Raw genomic sequence first — 23,673 nt, forward strand, 5'->3', positions numbered from 1 at the left:
ATGGCCCGCATCGACCTCGACCTCGCGCACTCGTACAAGCCGAACCCGGCGCAGGACAGCGACTACGCGCTGCTGCCGCTGAAGATGACCTTCGAGGACGGCGGCGCCTACGCGCTGCTGGGCCCCTCGGGCTGTGGCAAGACGACGATGCTCAACATCATGTCGGGCCTGCTGGTGCCCTCGCAGGGCAGCGTCCACTTCGACGGGTGTGACCGGACCCGCGCCACGCCGCAGGAGCGCAACATTGCCCAGGTGTTCCAGTTCCCGGTGATCTACGACACCATGACGGTGGCGCAGAACCTGGCCTTTCCGCTGAAGAACCGCAAGGTGCCGGACGCCGTCGTCCGCCAGCGCGTCGGCCAGATCGCCGAGATGCTGGAGATGAGCCACCAGCTCGACCAGCGCGCCGCAGGGCTGTCCGCCGACCAGAAGCAGAAGATCTCGCTGGGCCGCGGCCTGGTGCGCCCGGACGTGTCGGCGGTGCTGTTCGACGAGCCGCTGACGGTGATCGACCCGCACCTGAAGTGGCAGCTGCGCCGCAAGCTCAAGCAGATCCACCACGAGCTCAAGCTCACGCTGATCTACGTCACCCACGACCAGGTGGAGGCGCTGACCTTCGCCGACCAGGTGGTGGTGATGACCCGCGGCAAGGTGGTGCAGATGGGCACGCCCGATGCACTGTTCGAGCGGCCGGCGCACACCTTCGTCGGCCACTTCATCGGCTCGCCGGGCATGAACCTGCTGGAGGCCCGGGCCGCCGGTGGCGCACTGCACATCGGTGCGCTGTCGGTGCCGGCGCCGCGCGCGCTGCCCGAGGGGGCGCTGCGCCTGGGCATCCGCCCCGAGTACCTGGTGCTGACGGAGCCTGGCCGCGACGGCGCCCTGCCCGGCAGCGTGCGGCAGGTGCAGGACATCGGCACCTACTTCCTGGTGACGCTGGACGTGGCCGGCCAGACGCTGAAGGCGCGCCTGTCGCCGGAGGCCGAGCGCCCGGCCGTCGGCGCGGCCGTGGGCCTGCAGGTGCTGGGCAGCCACACCTGCTTCTACAAGAACGAGGAACTCGTGGCATGAGTGTCCAGAACAAGCCCGTGAACCAGAAGGCCTGGTTCCTGATCCTGCCGGTGTTCATCTGCGTGGCCTTCTCGGCCATCCTGCCGCTGATGACGGTGGTGAACTACTCGGTGCAGGACATCATCGACCCGGAGCGGCGCGTCTTCGTCGGCACCGAATGGTTCGTGCAGGTGATGCGCGACGAGGACCTGCACGCCGCGCTGTGGAACCAGCTGAAGTTCTCGCTGGCGGTGCTGCTGGTGGAGATCCCGCTGGGCATCGTGCTGGCGCTGTCCATGCCGGCCACCGGCTGGAAGGCCTCGGCCACGCTGGTGATCGTTTCGCTGTCGCTGCTGATCCCCTGGAACGTGGTCGGCACGATCTGGCAGATCTTCGGCCGTGCCGACATCGGCCTGATGGGCCACGGCCTGCAGGCCCTGGGCATCGACTACAGCTACACCGGCGATGCCACCCACGCCTGGCTGACGGTGCTGTTGATGGACGTCTGGCACTGGACGCCGTTGGTGGCGCTGCTGGCCTACGCCGGCCTGCGCAGCATCCCGGACGCGTACTACCAGGCTGCGCGCATCGACGGCGCCAGCAAGCTCGCGGTGTTCCGCTACATCCAGCTGCCCAAGATGCGCGGCGTGCTGATGATCGCGGTGCTGCTGCGCTTCATGGACAGCTTCATGATCTACACCGAGCCCTTCGTGCTCACCGGCGGCGGGCCCGGCAACGCCACCACCTTCCTGTCGCAGTACCTGACGCAGAAGGCGGTCGGCCAGTTCGACCTCGGCCCGGCGGCGGCCTTCTCGCTGATCTACTTCCTCATCATCCTGCTGTTCTGCTTCGTGCTCTACAACTGGATGCAGCGCCTGGGCCAAACCGAGAAGGAGGGCGGCCATGAATAAGCGTGGCTTCCAGCAGAGGACGATCTTTCTGATCGCCTACCTCATCTTCGCCCTGCTGCCCATCTACTGGATGGTCAACATGAGTCTGAAGACCAACGAGGAGATCCTCGCCAGCTTCAGCCTCTGGCCGGCGCAGGTCAGCTGGACGAGTTACCGAACCATCTTCACCGACGCGAGCTGGTACTCGGGCTACATCAACAGCCTGATCTACGTGGCCATCAACATGGTCATCTCGCTGACGGTGGCGCTGCCGGCGGCCTATGCCTTCAGCCGCTACAGCTTCCTGGGCGACAAGCACGTCTTCTTCTGGCTGCTGACCAACCGCATGACGCCGCCGGCGGTGTTCCTGCTGCCCTTCTTCCAGCTCTACACCACCGTCGGGCTGATGGACACGCACATCGCGGTGGCGCTGGCGCACCTGCTGTTCAACGTGCCGCTGGCGGTGTGGATCCTGGAGGGCTTCATGTCCGGCATCCCGCGCGAGATCGACGAGACGGCGTACATCGACGGCTACAGCTTCCCGCGTTTCTTCCTGACGATCTTCCTGCCGCTGATCAAGGCGGGCGTGGGCGTGGCGGCCTTTTTCTGCTTCATGTTCAGCTGGGTGGAGCTGCTGCTGGCGCGCACGCTGACCAGCGTGAACGCCAAGCCCATCGTCGCGACGATGACCCGCACGGTCAGCGCCAGCGGCATGGACTGGGCCACCCTGGCCGCCGCCGGCACGCTGACCATCGTGCCCGGCGCGATCGTGATCTGGTTTGTCCGCCACTACATCGCGAAGGGTTTCGCGATGGGCCGCGTCTGAGGAGCCGCCGAGATGTTCGATTGGATGGTGTGGACCACGCCCGTGGCGGTGTTCTTCAGCTGCATCGTGCTCATGCTCATTGGCATGACGGTGTGGGAGATCAAGTCGCCCACGGCGCTGCGCAAGGGCTTCCTGCCGATCGCCACCACGCGCGGCGACCGGCTCTTCATCGGCCTGCTGACGGCCGCGTACATCAACCTGGGCTTCGTCGGCCTGGCCGGCAAGCTGGGCGAGTGGCTGTCGCTGGAGTCCGAGCCCAGCATCTGGGTGAGCTTCGTGCTCAGCATGGCGGTGCTCGCGCTGATCATGCGCCGCGGCTGAGCCCGGCCTGAACGTTTCCAGAATCCGGCCGGGCGCCCCCGCTGGCCGTGGTTCCCGATGCCAACGGGGGCAATAACGAGGAGATGAGCGATGAAGGTGCGCTACACCGCATTGGCCGTGGCCGCAATGTTCGCCGTGGCCGGCCACACCTGGGCCGGCGAGGCCGAGGCGAAGAAATGGATCGACGCCGAGTTCCAGCCGTCCACGCTGAACAAGGACCAGCAGCTCGCCGAGATGAAGTGGTTCATCGACGCGGCCAAGAAGCTGCAGGCCAAGGGCGTCAAGGAGATCAACGTCGTCTCCGAGACCATCACCACCCATGAGTACGAGGCCAAGACCCTGGCCAAGGCCTTCACGGAGATCACCGGCATCACCGTCAAGCACGACCTGATCCAGGAAGGCGACGTGGTCGAGAAGCTGCAGACCTCGATGCAGTCGGGCAAGTCGATCTACGACGGCTGGATCAGCGACTCCGACCTGATCGGCACGCACTGGCGCTACGGCAAGATCATGAACCTCACCGACTACATGGCCGGTGCGGGCAAGGAGTGGACCAACCCGGGCCTGGACCTGAAGGACTTCATCGGCACGAGCTTCACCACCGCCCCGGACGGCAAGCTCTACCAGCTGCCCGACCAGCAGTTCGCCAACCTGTACTGGTTCCGCGCCGACCTCTTCGCCCGCCAGGACCTGAAGGACAAGTTCAAGGCCAAGTACGGCTATGACCTGGGCGTGCCGCTGAACTGGAGCGCCTACGAGGACATCGCCGAGTTCTTCACCAACGACGTGAAGAACATCGACGGCAAGGCCATCTACGGCCACATGGACTACGGCAAGAAGGACCCGTCGCTGGGCTGGCGCTTCACCGACGCCTGGCTGTCGATGGCCGGCACCGCCGACAAGGGCATCCCCAACGGCGTGCCGGTGGACGAGTGGGGCATCCGCGTCGACGACAAGAAGTGCGCACCGGTCGGTGCCTCGGTCTCGCGGGGGGGCGCCACCAACTCGCCGGCCGCCGTCTACGCCCTGACCAAGTACGTCGACTGGATGAAGAAGTACGCCCCGAAGGAAGCCACCGGCATGACCTTCGGCGAAGCCGGCCCGGTGCCCGCGCAGGGCCAGATCGCCCAGCAGATCTTCTGGTACACCGCCTTCACCGCCGACATGACCAAGCCGGGCCTGCCGGTGGTCAACGCCGACGGCACGCCGAAGTGGCGCATGGCCCCCGGCCCGAACGGCCCGTACTGGAAGGGCGGCATGCAGAACGGCTACCAGGACGTGGGCTCCTGGACCTTCTTCAAGGGCCACGACGCCAACCGCACCGCCGCGGCCTGGCTGTACGCCCAGTTCGTCACCGCCAAGTCGGTCAGCCTGAAGAAGACCGTGGTCGGCCTGACGCCGATCCGCGAGTCGGACATCCAGAGCAAGACCATGACCGACATGGCGCCCAAGCTCGGCGGCCTGGTGGAGTTCTACCGCAGCCCCGCGCGCGTGGCCTGGACGCCCACCGGCACCAACGTTCCCGACTACCCGAAGCTGGCCCAGCTGTGGTGGAAGAACGTGGCCGTGGCCGTGACCGGCGAGAAGACGCCGCAGCAGGCGATGGACAACCTGGCCGAGGAGATGGACCAGGTGATGGCCCGCCTCGAGCGCGCCGGCATGGCCACCTGCGCGCCCAAGCTGAACAAGAAGGAAGACCCGAAGAAGTGGCTGTCCGACAAGGGCGCGCCGTGGGCCAAGCTGGCCAACGAGAAGCCCAAGGGTGAAACCATCGCCTACGACGCCCTGCTGAACGCCTGGAAGGCCGGCAAGGTGCGCTGAGTTCTCCCGTTCTCCCCGTTCTCCTCGATGGACAGGGCTGGGGCTGTGCGGCGTGGGCCGCGCAGCCCCTTTTTTCGTGCGCGGGGAAGCGCCCCGGAACGACGGCGGGCGTCGTCTGGCCGGGCCGATCAGCCGACGCGGCCGCCGTCGCTCGCCTCGTCGAGCACCGCGTCCAGCCCGTCCAGGTGCTGGGTGTCGCCCCAGCCGACCAGCGTGAAGCCGTCGGGCGTCCAGAGCAGGCGGTTGATGCTGGTGTTGCCGATGGTCCAGGTGCGCGGCGCGTTCAGCTCGATCCGCGTGGCGGCGCGGTACAGGCAGTCGAGCACGCCGCCGTGGGTGACCAGCGCCAGGGTCTGGCCGGCGTGGGCCGCGGCCAGGCGGGTGGCGGTGGCCACGCAGCGGTCGTAGAACTCGGCCAGCGTCTCACCGCCGGGCGCACCGAAGTCCGGGTCGCGGCGCTTCCAGCGCAGCGCCAGCTCGGGCCACTCGGCGTCGATCTCCGCAAAGGTGCGGCCCTCGAAGACGCCGAAGCGCCGCTCCCGCAGCCCGGCATCGGCCTGCACCGCCAGCCCGGCGGGCTGCGCCAGCGCCAGGGCGGTGTCGTGCGCGCGCTGCAGGTCGGAGCTGTAGATGGCGTCCAGCCCCTCGTCGGCCAGGTGCCGCGCGGCGCACTCGGCCTGGCGGCGGCCCAGCGCATTCAGGCCGATGTCGAGCTGACCCTGGATGCGGCTGTCGACGTTCCAGGTGGTCTCGCCGTGGCGGATCGCCAGGATCCGGGTCATCTCGCTGTAGGGCATGGGTGGTCGCGGCGGCTCAGACGCCCCAGACGAGGTCGGCCCGGCCCGACTGGGCCCGCTTGATCACCTCGACGAAGGGCCAGGCGCGCTGGCGCAGGCTGATGCGGTCGCGCGCGGCGGCCTCGGCCTGCACGGCCTCGTCGTCGCTCTCGGCCGCGGCGCGTCGGGCAGCCTCATCGGCCTCGATCGCGGCGTGCAGCGCCTCGAGCGCGGCGGGCATGTCGGCCAGCAGCAGGATGCCCTGGGGCGCCGGCTCGCGGCCGATCAGCCGCAGGAGGCGGTCGCCCACCGGCTCGGTCATGATCAGATCGGCGGTGGCCTTGGATTTGAACTTGTAGAGCATGGGGCGTCCTCGTGCAACAGCGGGTTCGGGTCAGGCGGATGCGGCCGCCAGCGCCTGGGCAATGCGCTGGCGCAGCACGGCGGCCAGCGCGCGGCGCTCCAGGCCCGCCGGGTCCTGCATGGGCAGCACCGTCACCTGCACGCTCAGGCCGGGCGTGGTGGCGATGCTCCAGAGGCTTTCGCCCAGTGATGTATCGCCCACCCACTTGGCCGTCGGGCTGACGGCGTGACCAGGCTCGCTGTAGCGCAGCGCCAGCGGCTGGGTCAGCGTGCCGGTGGCCACCGCGGCCTGCAGCAGGTTGGCGTGGAAGGGCAGCGGCTCGTGGCCCTCGCCGGTGGTGCCTTCGGGGAAGACCGCCACGGTGTCGCCCTGGCGCAGCGCCTCGGCCATCTGGTGCACCACGCGCAATGCGTCGCGCTTGTTCTCGCGCTCGATGAACAGCGTGCCGGCCTTGCCCACCAGCCAGCCCAGCACCGGCCAGCCGCGCACGTCGGACTTGGAGACGAAGCGCGCCTGCGGGCACACCGCGTGCACCGCGAGGATGTCCAGCCAGGAGACGTGGTTGGCCACCAGCAGCTGCGGCCCATTCTGGAAGCGCCCGCTGACCTGCAGCGAGATGCCCATCAGCCGCAGCAGCTTGGCCGCCCACCACTGAATGTGGGCGCAGCGCTGCGCCTCGGTGGCCGCGCCGAACTCGCGCGCCGCCACCCAGAGGCCGTGGAAGACGTGCAGGACCAGCCGCAGCAGGCGCCAGGCGCCACCCAGCGCGCGGATCACCGTGCGCCCCCGGCCGCCGCGGGGCGGGCCGTCACGGGACGGGTCGCGCCCACGCCCACGCCCACGCGATCACACCGCCAGTTCATGCGCCACCGTACCGGCCACCAGCGTCGTGCGCACCCGGCCGGGCAGCGCCATGCCGGTGTCGGCAAAGCCGAAGGGCGTGTGCTTGCCCTGGCTGAGCAGGGCATCGGGCGTGACGGTCCAGGTCGCCGCCGCATCGAAGACGCAGACGTCGGCCACGCCGCCCTCGACCAGCCGGCCCGCGCTGGAGGCGAGCGAGCCGATCGCGTCGCCCAGCACCCGCACCGGGTCGCTGGTGACGCGCGCCAGCGTCGCGCCCAGGCCCAGGCCCTGGCGGTCGCCCCACTTCAGCGCCAGGCTGAGCAACAGCTCCAGGCCGGTGGCGCCGGGTTCGGCCTCGCCGAAGGGCAGCATCTTGGCGTCCTGCTCGACCGGGGTGTGATCGGAGACCAGGCAGTCCAGCGTGCCGTCGGCCAGCGCCTGCTGCAGCGCGTCGCGGTCGCGGCCCTGGCGCAGCGGCGGGGTCAGGCGCATCGCCGGGTTGAAGTAGCCGATGTCCACGTCGGTGAGGTGCAGCGAGTTGATGCTCACGTCGGCCGTGACCGGCAGGCCCTCGCGGCGGGCTTGGCGCAGCAGCTCCACCCCGGCGGCGCTGGACAGGCGGCACAGGTGCACCCGGGCCCCGGTGACGCGCATCAGCTCGAACAGGGTGTGCAGTGCGATGGTTTCGGCCGCCACCGGCACGCCGGACAGGCCCAGGCGCGTGGCCACTGCGCCGCTGGCGGCCACGCCGCGGCCGAGGGAACCGTCCTGCGGGCGCAGCCACACAGCGTAGCCGTGCGTGGCGGCATACTGCATCGCCCGCTGCAGCACCTGGGTGTCGCGCACGGCCACCTCGGCCTGCGAGAAGCCGACGCAGCCGGCCTCGGTCAGCTCGACCATCTCGGTCAGCGTCTCGCCTTTCAGGCCGCGCGTGAGCGCGCCCAGCGGGAAGAGCCGGCACAGGCTCAGCTTGCGGGCGCGGAACTTGAGCATCTCGACCAGGCCGGGCTCGTCGAGCGTCGGGTCGGTGTCGGGCGGGCAGACCAGGCTGGTCACGCCGCCGGCAGCGGCGGCGTTCAGCTCCGATTCGAGCATGCCCTCGTGCTCGTGGCCGGGCTCGCGCAGGCGCGCGGCCAGGTCGACCAGGCCGGGCGCGACGACGCAGCCGGCGGCATCGATGACCCGGTTGGCGTGGAAATCGGCGCTGACCGAGCCGATGGTCAGGATGCGGCCCGCAGCGATGGCGATGTCGGCGCGCTCGTCGCGGCCGGAGGCCGGATCGACCACGCGGCCGTTCTTGATGAGGATCTTCATGTCCTGGCGTCCCTTATGCCTCGTTGCCGGCAATGATCGACATGACGGCCATGCGCACCGCGATGCCGAAGGTGACCTGCGGCAGGATCACGCTGTGGCTGCCATCGGCCACGCTGGAGTCGATCTCCACGCCGCGGTTGATCGGCCCCGGGTGCATCACGATGGCGTCCGGCTTGGCCAGCGCCAGCTTGTCCTGCGTGAGGCCGAAGGTCTTGAAGAACTCACCCGCGCTGGGCAGCATCGCGCCGCTCATGCGCTCGTTCTGCAGACGCAGCATGATGATCACGTCGGCACCGCGGATGCCCTCGGCCATGTCGTGGCACACGCGCACGCCCATCTCGCGCAGGTCACCCGGCACCAGGGTCTTGGGGCCGACGGCGCGGATATCCGGCACGCCCAGCGTGGTCAGCGCGTGGATGTCGCTGCGCGCCACGCGCGAGTGCACGATGTCGCCGACGATGGCCACGCTCAGCTGGGTGAAGTCCTTCTTGAAGTGCCGGATCGTGTACATGTCCAGCAGGCCCTGCGTCGGGTGCGCGTGGCGGCCGTCACCGGCGTTGACCACGTGCACGTGCGGGGCGCAGTGCTGGGCGATCAGGTAGGGCGCGCCGGATTCGCTGTGCCGCACCACGAACATGTCGGCATGCATGGCCGACAGGTTGGCGATGGTGTCGAGCAGGCTTTCGCCCTTGCTGGCACTGGACTTGGCGATGTCCAGGTTGATCACGTCGGCACTCAGCCGCTTGGCGGCGATCTCGAAGGTGGTGCGAGTGCGCGTGCTGTTCTCGAAGAAGAGGTTGAACACGCTCTTGCCGCGCAGCAGCGGCACCTTCTTGACCTCGCGGTCGTTGACCGAGAGGAAGGTGCCGGCGGTGTCCAGGATGAGCGTGACGATGTCGCGCGGCAGGCCCTCGATGGACAGCAGGTGGATCAGCTCGCCGTTGCGGTTGAGCTGGGGGTTGCGCTTGGACAGCATCAGCTCGCCTCCCGGACCGAGAAGGTGAAGCCGCCCGCGTCGTCGCGGGTCAGCGACAGGCGCTGCGTAGCCGGCAGCACGATGCGCGAGGCGGCGTAGGCGGCCTCGATCGGCAGCTCGCGCCCGCCACGGTCCACCAGCACCGCCAGCCGGACGCTGGAGGGGCGGCCGAAGTCGTAGAGCTCGTTGATCACGGCGCGGATGGTGCGGCCAGTGAACAGCACGTCGTCGATCAGCAGGATCGGCCGGCCGTCCACCGCGAAGGGCAGCGAGGTGGCGTCGTGGCCGGAGGCCAGGCCGCGCGAGCCGAAGTCGTCGCGGTGCAGGGCGCTGGAGATCACGCCGTGCTTGCCGGGCAGGCCGAGGTCGCGCTGCAGGCGCTCGGCCAGCCAGGCACCGCCGGACCACACACCGACCAGCGCCACATCGGGCAGCAGCAGGCGACGCACGCCGGCGAGCAGCTCGGTGTAGAGCGCTTCGGCGTCGAGTTGCAGGGCACTCATGGGGTTTCCTTGTGGGCTGAAGAGGCTGGCGCCGCCAAGGCGGGGGCATCGGCCTCGCGAAAGTACTGTTCCAGGATCAGCGCCGCGGCGGCGGCATCGACATCCGCGCGCCGGGCGCCGCCAGCTTCCACCTCGACGGTGCTGTAGCGCTCGTCCACCTCGAACACCGGCAGGTGGAAGCGCCCGTGCAGCTGGCGGGCAAAGCGGCGGGCGCGGCGGGTGTTGTCGTGTTCGGCACCGTCGGGGTGGCGCGGCACGCCCACCACCAGCGCATCGGGCTGCCACTCGGCGATCAGCGCGGCGATGGGCACAAAGCGGGCATCACCCTCCGCGGCGATGGTGCGCAGCGGCCGCGCCTGGCCGAGCAGGCGCTGGCCGCTGGCCACGCCGGTGCGCTTGAGGCCGTAGTCGAAAGCGAGGAAGGATTGGGGCTCCTGGGGAGCCATGGCAGGCGACGGAGGCGGCGAGCAGCGGTCTGCCTCGCTCATGCGTGGCCCGCCTCCTGCGACAGCATGCCCGGGTCGACCCCCAGCAGCGACAGCGCGCGGCTGTAGCGCTGCTCCACCGGCGTGTCGAAGATGATGCCGGGGTCGGCCTGCACGTTCAGCCAGCCGTTGCGCGACAGCTCGTCTTCCAGCTGCCCCGCGCCCCAGCCGGCGTAGCCGAGGGTGATCAGCACGCGGCGCGGGCCGGCGCCCTGCGACAGCGCCTCCAGCACGTCGCGGCTGGTGGTCATGTCCAGGCCATCGGGCACCGACAGCGTCGAGTTGTAGCCAGGCACGTCGCTGACCAGGTGGTCATGCAGCACGAAGCCGCGCTCGGTCTGCACCGGCCCGCCGAAGTAGACCGGCTCGTCGGCCAGCTCGGGGCGGTCCAGCGTGAGATCCACGCGCTCGAACAGGTTCTTGAGCTTGATGTCGATGGGCTTGTTGATCACCAGCCCGAGCGCGCCGCGCTCGGTGTGCTCGCACAGGTAGACCACCGAACCGGCAAACATCTCGTCGGCCATGCCCGGCATGGCGATGAGGAACTGGTTCGTGAGGTTGATCGCACCGGCCGAGGACATGGCGCGGATTGTAGCGATCGCGCACACTCGGCCCATGGTCCATTCCTCCGCCTACACCCCTCCGCCCGTCGACCGTGCGCTGGTCTGGCTGCGCCGCGATCTGCGCCTGTCGGACCACGCAGCGCTGCACCACGCGCTGGCACAGGCACGCCAGGTCTGGTGCGTCTTCGTGTTCGACACGACCCTCCTCGATGCCCTGCCGCGTGCCGACCGGCGGGTGGAGTTCATCCACGCCAGCGTGGCCGAGATCGACACGGCCCTGCGCGCGCAGGGCAGCGCCCTGATCGCACGCCACGGCGACCCGCTGGTCGAGCTGCCGGCGCTGGCGCGCCAGCTCGACGTGCAGGTGGTGCATGCCGCGCGCGACTACGAGCCGGCCGCCGTGGCCCGCGACGCCCGGGTGCGAGGCGAACTGGCCCACGCCGGGGTGGCGCTGCACACCCACAAGGACCAGGTGATCTTCGAGGCCGACGATGTGCTGACCGCCAACGGCACGCCCTTCTCGGTCTTCACGCCCTACAAGAACGCCTGGCTGAAGAAGCTGGAACCGCTGCGGCTGCAGCCCTGGGAAGTGGCGCCCCGGCCGGGCCAGCTCGCGCCGGTGCCCGTGGCCCTGGAGCACGGGCTGCCCAGCCTGGCGGACCTGGACTTCCTGCCCACCGACATGGCTGGCCGGCTGCACCCGGGCGAGCACGGCGCGGCGCAGCTGCTGGAGGACTTCCTGCAGCGCATCGACCGCTATGCCGATGCGCGCGACTTCCCGGCCGTCAAGGGCCCCAGCTACCTGAGCGTGCACCTGCGCTTCGGCACGGTGTCGGTGCGCGAGCTGGTGCGCCTCGCCCACGAGCGCATGACGGGCGGCTCGCGCGGCGCGGAGGTCTGGTTGTCCGAGCTGATCTGGCGCGAGTTCTACCAGCAGCTGCTGCACCACCACCCCCGGGTGGAGCAGCACGCCTTCAAGCCCGAGTACGACCGCATCCACTGGGAGCACGGCGCGCAGGCCACGGCCCACTTCGCGGCTTGGTGCGAGGGCCGCACCGGCTACCCGATCGTGGACGCGGCGATGCGCCAGCTCAACCAGACCGGCTACATGCACAACCGCCTGCGCATGATCGTGGCGAGCTTCCTGACCAAGGACCTGGGGCTGGACTGGCGCCGCGGCGAGGCCTACTTCGCCCACCAGCTCAACGACTTCGACCTCGCCGCCAACAACGGCGGCTGGCAGTGGGCGGCCTCCACCGGCTGCGACGCGCAGCCCTACTTCCGCATCTTCAACCCGGTGAGCCAGAGCCGCAAGTTCGACCCGGACGGGCGCTTCATCCGCCGCTACGTGCCGGAACTGGCCGCGCTGGACGATGCCAGCCTGCACGCGCCCTGGGACGCCCCGGCAATCGCCCTGGCCACCGCCGGCGTGCTGCTGGACCGCGACTACCCCCGCCCGATCGTGGACCATGCCGTGGCGCGCGAACGCACGCTGGAACGCTATGCGGTGGTGAAGCGCCCCGCCAAGGGCTGAACCCGCGGCGCGGGAGGCGTCGGCGAGCGCCGCCGGGTCAGAACAGCTCGATCTCGCCGACGATGCCGGATTCGTCGAGCAGGCCGGCATCGACCAGGCGGGCCTGCGACTGCACCTGGTCCCGGCCGTGCTGCTTGGCGTGGTAGACCGCGCGGTCGGCCCGCTCGAAAGCGGCCTGCGGTGTGTCGCCGGGGCGCACGTCGCTGTAGCCGATGCTGCCCGTGATGCGGCCCACGCGCGGGAACGAGTAGGACCCCAGGTTGACCCGCAGGCGCTCAAAGGCGATGCCGGCCGCCGCTTCGTCGGGCGCGGTGAGCAGGACCACGAACTCCTCGCCGCCGAAGCGGTAGAGGCGGTCGTCGAAGCGGAAGGTGCTGCGCAGGATGCGCGCCACCAGCAGCAGCACCTCGTCGCCGATCAGGTGGCCATGCACGTCATTGACCTGCTTGAAATGGTCGATGTCCAGCACCCCCAGCCAGTGGCGCCGCAGCCCCCCACGGCGGCGTGCCTGCGACTCCGGCGCGGCACTGCCGTAGATGCGCGTGGCCTCCAGCACGGTGGCGCGCAGGAAGGTCTCGTCGAAGCTCTTGCGGTTGAGCAGGCCGGTCAACGTGTCGCGCTCGCTGTAGTCCAGCAGGCCGAGGAAGTTCCGGTGGATCTTCAGCAGCGTCTGCACCACGCGCAGCTGTGCGGCATCGAGCGGCCCGTCGAGCTCCAGCTCGACCACCCCATCCACCTCGCGCTCACTCGCCGTGGGCAGCAGCACGCCATGGCCGGCGGCAACCGGCAGCTGGACCAGGCCCAGCTGCTCGAAGCACTCGACGTGCAAGGCCAACTGCTCATAGGGCAATGGTTCCGCCGCATCGCCCCCCAGGTGATCCACCGCGGGCACCAGCGCACCCGCGGCATGGCTGCCCACCAACTGCCAGGCCCGCCGGCCCCCCGGTTCACCCAGCACACGCCACAGCAGCGCCCGCCGCAGCGGCAGCAAGTCCTTCAGCGCCGTGAGCAGGCTGGCATCGACCTGCCCGCGGTCGCGCGAGCGGGTCATGTCGGCGACGTGCTGAAGGGCTTCTGACATGGTGGCGTGACCTGCGGTGGCGCCGCTCAGGCGCCCGCGTGGACAGCCTCGCCCGCGTACTGGCGGATGAGCGCGAGCAACTCGTCTTCGCGGTAGGGCTTGCCGAGGTACTGGTTGGCGCCCAGTTCCAGCGCGATGTCGCGGTGCTTCTGCGCGATGCGCGAGGTGATCATCACCACCGGCAGCCTGGCCAGCGTGGTATCGCCGCGGATGTTGCGCAGCAGGTCAAAGCCGTCCATGCGCGGCATCTCGATGTCCGACAGCACCACCACCGGGCGTTCACCGGCCAGCATGTCCAGCGCGTCCAGTCCGTCCTTGGCCAGCGCGACCCGGTAGCCTTCACGCTCCAGCAGCCGCTTGGTGATGCGACGCACGGTGAGCGAGTCGTCCACCACCAGCACCAGCGGCGCCGGCAACGCCACCTCGTGGGACCGGGCGGCCTCGTCGCCCGGCATGGCCCCATGGGCCGACCGCATGGTCTGCAGCGCGCCAGGCCCGTAGACACTGGCCAGCGCCACCGGGTTGTAGATCAGCGCCACCGCGCCGGAGGGCAGCAGTGTCATCCCGGCCAGGCCCGGCACGCTCGACAGCTGCGGCCCGAGGTTCTTCACCACCACTTCATGGCTGCCCTGCACCTCGTCCACATGCAACGCCACGCGCTGCTGCGCCGAGCGCACGATCACCACCGGCAGCGTGCGGCCCACCTCGCTGCCGCGCGCGCTGGACTGCAGCAGGGCCCCGAGCCAGTAGAACGGCAACTGCAGGCCGCCATAACCGTAGGCGCCGGCGTCGTAGGCATCGCCAATGGTCACCGGCGTGGCCCGCTGCACCAGCTCGACCAGGTTGGAGGGCACCGCGATCGACTTGTCGCCCGCGCGCAGGATCACCACCTGCGTCACGACGGTCGTCAGCGGCAGCACCAGCTTGAAGCGGGTGCCCCGTCCGGCATTGGTGCGGGTCTCGACCCGCCCGCCCATGGCCTGCACGTCCGAGCGCACCACGTCCATGCCCACGCCCCGGCCGGCCAGCTCGGTGACCGCCGCGGCCGTGGACAGACCGGGCGCCATGATCAGGTTGGCCAACTCGCGGTCGGACGGCCGGGCATCCGCAGCCAGCAGGCCCATCTCGATGGCGCGCGTCTTGATGCGCGCCAGGTCCAGCCCGGCACCATCGTCACGGATCTCGATGCTGACCTCGTTGCCTTCCTGCTCGGCGGTGATGACGATGCTGCCGGTCGGGTCCTTGCCGGCGGCCGCGCGCCGTTCGGGCGGCTCGATGCCATGCGTCACGCAGTTGCGCAGCAGGTGCTCGAAGGCCGCGGTCATGCGGTCCAGCACCCCCCGATCGACTTCGATCGAACCGCCGACGATGTCGAAGCGCACCTGCTTGCCGGTCTCCTTCGAGGCTTGGCGCACGACGCGGTAGAGCCGCTCGGACAGGCTCTCGAACTCGATCATGCGGGTGCGCAGCAGGTCACCCTGCAGCTCGCGCGTGAGACGGGCCTGCACCGCCAGCTCGTCCTCGGTGGTCTGCAGGGTGCGCTGCATCGCGCTGCGCACCGTGGCCACGTCGTTGACCGACTCGGCCATCATGCGCGTCAGTTCCTGCAGGCGGGTGTAGCGATCGAGCTCCAGCGGGTCGAAGGCCTGCGCCGCCGCCCGTGCGGCCTCCATGCGCGATTCAAGCTGCGTCTCGGCCTGCAGCGCGATGTCGTGCAGCTGCTGGTTCAGGCGCTCCAGGTTGTCGGTCAGGTCGGCCAGCGACGAACGGATCTGTCCGACCTCGGCCTCCAGCCGGGTGCGGGTGATGCTCACCTCGCCAGCGAGGTTGACCAGCCGGTCCAGCAGCGGCGCACGCACGCGCACCGGCTGGGTGCTGGCCGGGCTGCGGTCCACCGTGACCTGGCGGCTCGCAGGCAGATTGCCCAGGAAGCGCGACCAGTCGATCGGCGCATCGGCATGCACCACTTCCATGCCGCCCGCGTCGTGCGGCCGGGCATCGAGCGTGGCCGGCACCGTGGTGCTCGCCTCGGCCTCGGCAGCCATCCCACCCGAGTCGTCCTCGGCCGGAGCCACCTCGGTCTCCGGCAGCGGGAGCAGCACGGGCACGGCCGGCATCGGCTCGCCCGGCCGCACCGACCGGGCGGCCGGCGCAGGCGCGCTCCAGTGCGCTGGCAGCGGCATCGCCCCAAGCACGGCGAGCGTGCTCGGGGACGGTGCCCCACGCTGCGCCCGCAGGGCCTCGAAGGCCGCCGCGAGGTGGTCCCCGCGCTGCTGCAGGGCCTCCAGCTCCTGGCGCAGCGGCTCGCCCGGGCCAGTCTGCAGGGCTTCGATGGCGGACTCGAATCGATGCGCCAGTTCGCCCAGGCGCATCGCCCCGGCCAGGCGCGCGCTGCCCTTGAAGGTGTGCAGCGTGCGCATGCACGCGGTCGCCAGCGCGTTGTCGCCCGGATGCATGAGCCACTCCGCTAGCTGGGTCGACAGCAGCGGCATCAGTTCTTCGGCTTCTTCCTCGAAGATCGGGAAGAGCTCGGCGTCGAGCTGGTCCTGCTGGTCGATGTCGGCGTCGAAGGCCCCGGCCGGCGGCACGGCGGCCGGGATCGGTGCAGGCATCGGCGCCGGTCCGGCGGGCACAGCCAGCCCGGTCACCTCGCCGATGGGCTGCAGGTCGAGCGTCAAATCGGGCAGCAGGTCCAGCGGGATGTCCGCGGTCGCCCCCGTGGCGGCCTGATCGGGCAGCCCCTCGACGAGCGGGAAGTCGACCGAGACGCCCGTGTCCACCGCGTCGCCCAGGCCCTCGTCCAGCAACAGCGGCAGGTCGATGCTGGCCAGACCGTGTGTACCGGGCGACTCGGTCGGCTCGGGCAGCGCGGGGAGGGACGCCAGCGCCGAGTCCTGCAACTCGGGCAGCAGCAGATCGGGCTCGGTCGCCGCCAGCAGCGGTTGGCCGTCGCCTGCCGGCTGGCCATCCGCCCAGGGCCAGGTCAGGCTGGGGTCGAGCGTCACCCGGGTCTCGCCAGCGATGGGTTGGTCCGGCTCGACCAGCGCCACAGGCGCAGACTCCTGCGAGCCGATGTCCAGGTCAAGGTCGAGGTCGGTCGACGGGAACGTCACCTCCTCTGCCAGCGGTTCGCCCACCTCGTCCTGCGAGGCAAACTGGGCAGCGGCGGCGAGTGCCCGCTGCACCTGCTCGCCCGCTGCGGCCTGCCAGGCGTGCAGTCGCTGCACCAGCTCCTCGGGCGGGCTGCGCAGGAAACCAGCGGCGAACTGGTGCAGCAGGCGACGGATCTCCTCGGCCACCTCGGTGAAGAGCGCCGCGTCGCCGGGCTCGCCCTGGCCGATGCGGTCCGAGTCGGACAGCGCGTGCTCCAGGTCCCGCGCGAGCTGGGCCAGGTCATTGAAGCCGACCGTGAACGAACTGCCCGCCAGCGAGTGCGCCAGCGCGACGGCGTTGCCGCCCACCGGCCGATGGAGCTCCAGCGCCCATTCCGCCAGCTCGGTGTTCAGGCGGCGCGACAGTTCGTCGGCCTCGTTCAGGTAGATGTTGAACAGCGGGATCTGCAGGCGCAGCGGCCCGATGACCTTGACCTCGTCCGCCTCCTCGTCCTCGTCGTGGACCGGCGCAGCCGATTCGACGGGTTCGACCGGTTCGGCCGCCGGCGCGCTCGCACGGAAGTCCTCCAGCCGGATGACCTGTGCCCCCCCGGACGATTCCTCGAACGGCGGCACAGGCTCGTCGACGCCGATCGCGCCGCCCGCCTCGGTGGCTGCGGTCGGCTCGGCCGCGGGCGCCTCGGGCAGCAACCCAGGCTGGGGCATCACCTCGTCGACGGGCGGCTGCGCCGTGTCGCCGGCCACCGGGCCGGTGCGGGTTTCCAGCGGCGCGCGCCAGCTGTCCGGGCTGTCGAATGGCGCTGGCGCCACCCCCACCTCGATGCGCTCGACGACGGCTTCGGCAGGCCAGTCGATGATTGGCGCCGCGGGTTCGGCAGACAGGGTGCCATCGCTTGCCGAGGCGCCCAGGTCGAGGTCGAGCCCGGCGGGCTCGATGGGCAGATCGACGGCCTCGGCCAGATCCGGCTGTTCCTCGGCCGGCGCCTGCGCGGGCAGGCCAGCCGGTTCGCCACCGAGATCGAGGTCGAGCGCGAATCCGGACACTTCCGGCAGCATCGAACGGCCGTCCCGCTGGGCCCCGTAGACCTCTTCCCAGATCGGCGTGAGTTCCAGCGGCCGGGTGGCCTGCAGTGGCTCCATCACCGGCGTGTTCGGCGACTCGGAGGGCACCTCCAGGTCCAGCGCGCCCAGGTCCATCGGTTCGGTGGGCACCGCGGGCGGCGCGACCGGGAAGGCCTCACCCGGCAGATGCACGCGCATCAACTCACCGGCCAGGCGCAGCGCTTCGGCCGCGGCGATCACCGGCTCGGGCACGAAGGCCTCGGCATGGCCGGCACCGATCGCGTCGACCCAGGCGTCGAAGTACTGCAGCGCATCCGAGGTGAAGGTGCGCAGGTCGGCACTGGCCGGCGCCTGCTCGGCCAGCCAGTGGTTGTACAGCTGCTCGCCAGCCCAGGCGGCCTCGCCGAAGGCCGCCAGCCCGACCATGCGCGCGCTGCCCTTCAAGGTGTGGAAGGCACGCCGCACGGTGGTGAGCTGCGCCACGTCGGAGGGCGCCTCGGCCAGGATCGCCAGCGCGCCTTCGGCCTGGGCAAGCACGTCGCGCGATTCCTCCAGGAAGACGTCGCGCATCTCCTGGTCGTCCTCCAGCCCGGTGGGCACGAAGGCCGGCGGCTCGTCCAGCTGCAGCGGGATCGGCCTGGAAATCAGGCTGGGCGCGGCCACGGGCTCCAGGCCGACCGGATTCGTGGCCGTGGCGACGAAATCGTTGAGCGCCTGGGCCACGTGCTCGCGTGCGGCCTCCTCGGCACCGGCCTGATGGTCGATCCGGTCCAGCGCCTCCTGCGCAGCCGTCAAGCTGGCCGTCAACGCCGGCTGGCGAGTGACCTGACGCTCCTTCGACAGGGCGTCGATCTGGGCCGACACGGCCTGCAGCGGCACCTCGTCGCGCTGCACCGCCGCCGCGATCGCGTGGGCGCGGTCGATCAGGTCCGGCGCCATGGCGCTGCGGCCCATCACCGGCGCCAGGATGCCGGTGGAGGCGTCGTAGCGGAACAGCGAACGAGCCATCTGCGGCTGCACGCTGAGCATGTCGATCAGGAAGCCCAGCGCGCCCAGGTTGCCCGCCAGGCGCTGGAAGGACTCCAGCGTCGCGATCGCCTGCGGATCGGCCTCGTCGTGCAACAGGTGCTCGACATCCTCGCGCATGCGTGCGCTGGCCTGCACCGCGGCGTTGACGCCAAGCACCGAGAGCACGCCGCGCATCGACACCAGCTGCCCCGGCACCGCCACCAGCAGCGCACTTTCACGCGGGTTGCGGAAGTACTGGTCGATCTGCCGCTCGACCTCGGACAGCGTGGCGCGCAGCTCATGCACGACGCTGCCCATGGTCTGGCGGTCGGACACGCGGCGGTACAGCTCCTCCATCCAGGGTTCGAGCGACTGCGGCGGCTCGCCGGCCGCCGCCGCCGCGATGCGCTGCGCGAGCCGCTCGGAACGAGCGGCCTGGTCGGGCTGATCGAACTCGCCCTCCTCAAGGGAGGCATCCAGGTACAGCAGGCTGGTGGCGACTTCCATCGCCAGCGGTACGGCCGGCGGCCGCGCCAGCCGCCCGGTGTGTACCGCGGCGTGCGACAGCGCCTCGGCCAGGTGGGTGCCCGCCGGGTAGAGGCGGCGGATCGAGTCGCCCACCAGGCTGAAGGATTCGAGCAGGCTGTCCAGCCGGTGCAGCTCGCCGCCAGCCACGCCGTTCCAGGCCTCCTTGGCCGCCGCCACGCGCTTGCGGGCCTGGCCGACCAGGCCCGGATCGACACGGCCGTAGAACACCGCGTGGTAGTCGACCGCCGGCTCGTCACCCAGGCGGTAGGCCTGCCGTACGCTCGCCAGCCAGGGCGCCGTCGCCACTGCCGCATCCTGGGCCGGGACCGCGCAACGGGCGCAGTAGAACAGCAGGTCCTGGGCGAGGCGGTCCGACACCTCCAGATCGCCCTTGCCACGCGCACGCAGCTGCGCCATCACGCGCGAGGCGCTGCGCTTGACGAAGACGTCCGGCGCCAGCAGACCGAGGCCCCAGGCTTCGAAGAAGGCCGCGGCGATGCGCCAGAAGGTGGCCGGCGCCACCGACGCCGGGCTGGCAAGGGCCGACTCGGTGGCGATCAGGCCACAGTCACGCGCCAGGGCTGCCGCCGCGTCGGAGGCGTTGCTGCGCACCAGCGCCAGCAGGCGGCGCTCGAAATCGGCCTGCATCGCCCCCGGTCGCGGCCCCACGGTGGCCACGGTCGACTCGGGCGGCAGCACCTCGCGCCAGCGCCAGTCGTGCAGCCAGAGGTCGGCGGGATGCACACGCTCGGCGCCGTTGAGTTCAAGCAGCGCGCGCAGTTGCGGGAACAGCGCGACCGCTGGCGCCGGCTTGCCGGCCAGGCGCCGGCCCATGTAGTCCAGCAGGGCGAAGGAAGCCCGTTCGACCGTCTCCACACCGGCCGGATCGATGCGCCCGGCCCGACCGATGAAGCGCTGTACCGCGGCCTCGGCGGCGCGCAGCAGCTGCGCGCCCTCGGGCATGTTGACCAGCTCCAGCGCGCCAACACCCTGATGCAGGTGCTGGCGCGCGGTGCGCAGCACGGTGGGCTCTATGTCATCAAGGTCCGACTGCCGGCTGGCCTCGGCATCACGCAGGTAGCGGCGCAGCGCCTTGTGCGCGGCTTCCAGCGTCTTGCGCAGCTCTTCGTGCACCCAGGCCAGGGCGCTGAGATCATCGGTGGCTGCCACTGGGGTTGGGTTGTCCATCGGGGTTCAGGGGGCAGCGGCTCGGGGCGTACGTTGCGGGGGCATCGACACGGTGCGGGCCGGCTCAGGCAATCTTGAATCGGGCCACCGACTGACGCAACTCCTCGGCGGTGCGCGAGAGCTGGCGCACCAGCTGGGCGGTCGAGCGGGTCCCTTCGCCGGTCTGCTCGGTCACAGCGAAGATGTGCTGGATGTTCTGCGCCACGATGGTGGCGGATTCGGCCTCGCGGCGCGACTGGGCGGAAATGTCCTCGATCAGTTCGGCCAGCTGGCGCGAGACCCGATCGATCTCGGCCAGCGCGGTGCCGGCGTTGTCGGACAGCTTGGCTCCCTCGACCACGCCCTGGGTGGAACGCTCCATGGCCGCCACCGCATCGGCGGTATCGGTCTGGATGGTCTTGACCAGCACGGCGATGGCGCGGGTGGCGTCGGCCGAGCGCTCGGCCAGGCGCTGCACCTCCTCGGCCACCACCGAGAAACCCCGTCCGGCTTCACCCGCCGAGGCGGCCTGGATGGCCGCATTCAGCGCCAGCACGTTGGTCTGCTCGGTGATGTCGGAGATCAGCTCGGTGATCTCGCCGATCTCCTGCGAGCTCTCGCCCAGGCGCTTGATGCGCTTGGAGGTTTCCTGGATCTGCTCGCGGATGGTGTTCATGCCGCTGATGGTGTCGAGCACCGCGGTCAGGCCGGAGGTGGCCGCCGTCAGCGACTCGCGGGCCACATCGGCCGACTGCTGGGCCTGGCCGGACACGCGCTGGATGCGCCCGGCCATCTGCAGCACCGCCTCGCCGGTCTCGCGGATCTCACGCAGCTGCTCGTCCGACGCGGCCAGCAGCTCGGTGGAGGTTGCCTCGACCTGCTGGGTGGTGTCGGTCACCCGGGCCACCGTGCCCTGCACCTGCGACACCAGCGTGCGCAGCTCCTCGACGGTGTAGTTCACCGAGTCGGCGATGGCGCCGGTGATGTCCTCGGTCACGGTGGCCTGCTGGGTCAGGTCGCCTTCGGCCACCGACTGCAGCTCGTTCATCAGCCGCAGGATGGCGGCCTGGTTGGCATCGTTGACGCGCTTGGCCTCGCGTTCCTGGCGCTCGGCCTCCTGGCGTTGGGCCTCGGCCACCACCGCCCGCTGGCGCTGGCCGTGGGTGAACACCAGCAGCAGTCCGACGCCACCCACCCCCACCAGCAGCAATGCAGCAGTGATCAGCGCCACGTTGAACCAGCCCATGCCGCCAGCGGCCGACAGGCTGGCCTGCACCTGCGCCAGCCCCTGGCGCAACGCCGCGCTATCGGCCAGCACCGCCGTCTGGGCCTCGCGGGCAGCAACCAGCCCCTGCAGGTTGCCCAGGATGGAGCCAGCCTGGGTGCGCAGCTGGTCGTGTGCGGCAATCAGCGCCTGCAGGCGCTCACGGGTGGCCGCGTCGCGGGTGGCCGTCAGGCGCAGTTCGGCGCTGCCATCGAGCAGTCCGTGGGCAATGTCACGGAAGGTATTCAGGTCCTTGCCCAGCAGGAACACCGCCTCGGGCGATACGCCGCGCGCACCGACGGTCTCCTGCGCGGACTTGCCGATGCGCTGCGTGAGCATCACCAGCCGGCCCGCCGCGGACACCTCGGTGGACAGCGCATCCTGCTGCACCTTGAAGGCAGCCACGGCCTCGGCAGTGTCGAGCATCTCGCCGGACTGGCGCTGGATGACCTGCAGCGCCTGCCCCACCTGCGTCAGCAGCTTTTCCTGGGCCAGGATGGTGCCGGCGTTCTTTTCAGCCCGGTCCACCAGCGGCAGCAGCGGCTCCAGGGCCCGTTGCGCGCCGGCCGGCGCGGCATCGAGCCCGGCCTCGGAGCTGCTGCCGTGCAGGCCGCGCACGTTGCGCGCCAGCACCGCAGCGGATTCACGCACCTCAGCGAACGCGGGTGCCTGCCCCACCAGGGCCTGCAGCACCGACTTGGCCAGCCGCTGCGATTCCATCAGGGCCTGCCCGGTGGCACCCACCTGGGCGGCACTGCCACCCGCAGTACGCACTGCCAGCACCGAGGCCAGCACCAGGACGAACAGGCCCAGCGACAGCAACACCACCAGCAGCAGTTGCTGGCGCTCCGGGGCCAGATGGCCAATCAGCGGCAGGCGCGAGCCGGCCCGGGACGCGTCCACGCGTTGCGACTCCAGCGGCAGCGAGCGGGTGTGCAGGTAACCCGAAGCCGCCCCGGAAGGCGACGCCTCGCTGATGATGGAGGCCGCCTCGGCATCAGCCACCGCGCTGCGCTGTGCCGAATCCTGCTGCACGGTCGCCGGCCCGTCGGCGGCGTCACCCGAAGGCAGGTAGGCGCCGCCGTAGGACACGTCATCGGCCAGTTCGTCGGCACGCTGTTGGGCGTCGGGACGCTTGAATCGATCCAGCAAACTCATCCTCGCCTCGTCTTTCCGCAGGTTGATCCGGTGAGGAAGAACATCGCAGCACAGTGCATCATGAGGTCATTCACGGCCGGCAATGCGCAGGAAACGCTCGTCACGCGCCAACACCGCCAGGCTCAGCTCCTGCCACACCCGCCCCGCGACATCGCGGTAACGCGCCCCGACAAAGGCCGGCCGTGCCGGATCCTGCGGCGCCTCGGGCGTGAGTTGTTCGGCATTGCGCAGGCCGGCCAGCCGGTCGACGAGCAACGCCACGTTGATTTCCAGCTTCGGGTTGAAGGCCACCAGCCGGGCCTGGTCACGCACCGCCTGCGGCACGCGCTCGCGCAGCCCCAGGAAGCCCGCCAGGTCCACCACGCCAGTCAGGGCGCCACGCAGGTTGGCCACGCCGAGGAACCAGGGCAGCACGTGAGGCACCGTCACCAGCGCACCGGGCTGGAAGATCTCGCCCGCCTCGATCAGCGGCAGCAGGAACGGGTACCCCGCCGACTCGACCGCGAGCCAGCCCACGGTGGGCTCCAGTTCACGCGCCTCCTGCAGGCGCTCGGCGAGCCGCCCCTGCAGTTCTCGCAGGGCTTCCTTGTTGGCCATCGACAACCCCGCCCTCAGCCGAAGGCGCGAATCTTCTGCACCAGCTCGTCCGGATTGACGGGCTTGACCACATAGTCACGCGCACCTTGCCGCATTCCCCACACCTTGTCGGTCTCCTGATTCTTGCTGGTGCACATGATCACCGGCACATCAGCGTACTGCGGGTCGCGTGTAATCGTCCGTGTCAACTGAAACCCATTGAGACCGGGCATCACCACGTCCATCAGGATCAGGTCGGGCTTCTCCTCGGCAATGCGGCGCAGCGCCTCGTTGCCGTTCTCGGCGGTACGCACCCTGAAGCCCTGACGGCTCAGCACGTCAGACAGGAAATGAAGTTCAGTTTTCGAATCATCCACCAGCAGGATGTTATGGATCGGCATGGCGCATCCTCAAGGCATGACCCGTAGGCAGGCCCACGAACCGCGACGG

19 protein-coding genes are annotated in these 23,673 nt (G+C 70.3%); 6 read left to right on the forward strand and 13 right to left on the reverse strand.

Translation table 11 applies throughout. The annotated features are described in order from the left end of the window. From NGK70_RS26015 to NGK70_RS26035, 5 genes are all read left to right on the forward strand, one after another. Positions 1-1,071, forward strand: coding sequence for an ABC transporter ATP-binding protein (locus NGK70_RS26015; RefSeq protein WP_251971319.1), 1,071 nt, complete (start codon positions 1-3; stop codon positions 1,069-1,071). Continuing rightward, positions 1,068-1,961, forward strand: a complete 894-nt coding sequence (locus NGK70_RS26020) for a carbohydrate ABC transporter permease (RefSeq protein WP_251971320.1) — start codon at positions 1,068-1,070, stop codon at positions 1,959-1,961. The genes NGK70_RS26015 and NGK70_RS26020 overlap by 4 nt, the downstream gene beginning before the upstream one ends. Beyond that, positions 1,954-2,766 (forward strand): carbohydrate ABC transporter permease, encoded by an 813-nt coding sequence (locus NGK70_RS26025; RefSeq protein ID WP_251971321.1) that lies wholly within the window; start codon positions 1,954-1,956, stop codon positions 2,764-2,766. The genes NGK70_RS26020 and NGK70_RS26025 overlap by 8 nt, the downstream gene beginning before the upstream one ends. A 12-nt stretch (positions 2,767-2,778) precedes the next feature. Continuing rightward, on the forward strand, positions 2,779-3,087 hold the full coding sequence (locus NGK70_RS26030) for a DUF2160 domain-containing protein (protein ID WP_251971322.1): 309 nt from the start codon (positions 2,779-2,781) through the stop codon (positions 3,085-3,087). Between the two features lie 90 nt (positions 3,088-3,177). Next, a complete protein-coding gene (locus NGK70_RS26035; RefSeq protein ID WP_251971323.1) occupies positions 3,178-4,908 on the forward strand; it encodes an ABC transporter substrate-binding protein in 1,731 nt (576 codons plus the stop codon). Between the two features lie 128 nt (positions 4,909-5,036). On the opposite strand, the gene NGK70_RS26040 is transcribed toward NGK70_RS26035, so the two are convergent. The 8 genes from NGK70_RS26040 to NGK70_RS26075 form a co-directional block, all read right to left on the reverse strand. Further along, positions 5,037-5,705 (reverse strand): histidine phosphatase family protein, encoded by a 669-nt coding sequence (locus tag NGK70_RS26040; RefSeq protein WP_251971324.1) that lies wholly within the window; start codon positions 5,703-5,705, stop codon positions 5,037-5,039. Between the two features lie 16 nt (positions 5,706-5,721). After that, a complete protein-coding gene (locus tag NGK70_RS26045; protein WP_251971325.1) occupies positions 5,722-6,048 on the reverse strand; it encodes a DUF1840 domain-containing protein in 327 nt (108 codons plus the stop codon). 30 nt (positions 6,049-6,078) lie between these two features. Then, positions 6,079-6,825 carry a lysophospholipid acyltransferase family protein gene (locus NGK70_RS26050; protein WP_251971326.1) on the reverse strand — a complete coding sequence of 249 codons (747 nt, stop codon included), beginning with the start codon at positions 6,823-6,825 and terminating at the stop codon, positions 6,079-6,081. Positions 6,826-6,894: 69 nt separating this feature from the next. Then, a complete protein-coding gene (locus NGK70_RS26055) occupies positions 6,895-8,205 on the reverse strand; it encodes a dihydroorotase (protein WP_251971327.1) in 1,311 nt (436 codons plus the stop codon). Positions 8,206-8,218: 13 nt separating this feature from the next. Next, positions 8,219-9,181, reverse strand: coding sequence for an aspartate carbamoyltransferase catalytic subunit (locus tag NGK70_RS26060; RefSeq protein ID WP_251971328.1), 963 nt, complete (start codon positions 9,179-9,181; stop codon positions 8,219-8,221). Continuing rightward, positions 9,181-9,684 carry a bifunctional pyr operon transcriptional regulator/uracil phosphoribosyltransferase PyrR gene (gene pyrR, locus NGK70_RS26065; RefSeq protein ID WP_251971329.1) on the reverse strand — a complete coding sequence of 168 codons (504 nt, stop codon included), beginning with the start codon at positions 9,682-9,684 and terminating at the stop codon, positions 9,181-9,183. The genes NGK70_RS26060 and pyrR overlap by 1 nt, the downstream gene beginning before the upstream one ends. Beyond that, positions 9,681-10,172, reverse strand: coding sequence for a Holliday junction resolvase RuvX (gene ruvX / locus NGK70_RS26070; RefSeq protein WP_251971330.1), 492 nt, complete (start codon positions 10,170-10,172; stop codon positions 9,681-9,683). The genes pyrR and ruvX overlap by 4 nt, the downstream gene beginning before the upstream one ends. Beyond that, a complete protein-coding gene (locus NGK70_RS26075; RefSeq protein ID WP_251971331.1) occupies positions 10,169-10,750 on the reverse strand; it encodes a YqgE/AlgH family protein in 582 nt (193 codons plus the stop codon). The genes ruvX and NGK70_RS26075 overlap by 4 nt, the downstream gene beginning before the upstream one ends. Before the next feature lie 34 nt (positions 10,751-10,784). Here NGK70_RS26075 and NGK70_RS26080 point away from each other — a divergent pair, with 34 nt between their 5' ends. Then, positions 10,785-12,266 carry a cryptochrome/photolyase family protein gene (locus tag NGK70_RS26080; RefSeq protein ID WP_251971332.1) on the forward strand — a complete coding sequence of 494 codons (1,482 nt, stop codon included), beginning with the start codon at positions 10,785-10,787 and terminating at the stop codon, positions 12,264-12,266. Positions 12,267-12,303: 37 nt separating this feature from the next. Here NGK70_RS26080 and NGK70_RS26085 read toward each other — a convergent pair whose 3' ends face one another. The 5 genes from NGK70_RS26085 to NGK70_RS26105 form a co-directional block, all read right to left on the reverse strand. After that, on the reverse strand, positions 12,304-13,347 hold the full coding sequence (locus tag NGK70_RS26085; RefSeq protein ID WP_251971333.1) for a GGDEF domain-containing protein: 1,044 nt from the start codon (positions 13,345-13,347) through the stop codon (positions 12,304-12,306). A 26-nt stretch (positions 13,348-13,373) separates the two neighbouring features. Continuing rightward, on the reverse strand, positions 13,374-20,246 hold the full coding sequence (locus tag NGK70_RS26090; RefSeq protein WP_251971334.1) for a hybrid sensor histidine kinase/response regulator: 6,873 nt from the start codon (positions 20,244-20,246) through the stop codon (positions 13,374-13,376). A gap of 64 nt (positions 20,247-20,310) precedes the next feature. Next, the gene (locus NGK70_RS26095; protein ID WP_251971335.1) at positions 20,311-22,647 is read right to left on the reverse strand and encodes a methyl-accepting chemotaxis protein; all 2,337 of its coding nucleotides are present in this window, start codon (positions 22,645-22,647) and stop codon (positions 20,311-20,313) included. Positions 22,648-22,713: 66 nt separating this feature from the next. Beyond that, positions 22,714-23,244, reverse strand: coding sequence for a chemotaxis protein CheW (locus NGK70_RS26100; protein WP_251971336.1), 531 nt, complete (start codon positions 23,242-23,244; stop codon positions 22,714-22,716). A gap of 14 nt (positions 23,245-23,258) precedes the next feature. Then, positions 23,259-23,624, reverse strand: coding sequence for a response regulator (locus NGK70_RS26105; RefSeq protein WP_251971337.1), 366 nt, complete (start codon positions 23,622-23,624; stop codon positions 23,259-23,261). Positions 23,625-23,673: the final 49 nt, after the last annotated feature.

It is taken from the genome of Sphaerotilus microaerophilus (assembly GCF_023734135.1).
Classification (GTDB): domain Bacteria; phylum Pseudomonadota; class Gammaproteobacteria; order Burkholderiales; family Burkholderiaceae_C; genus Sphaerotilus; species Sphaerotilus microaerophilus.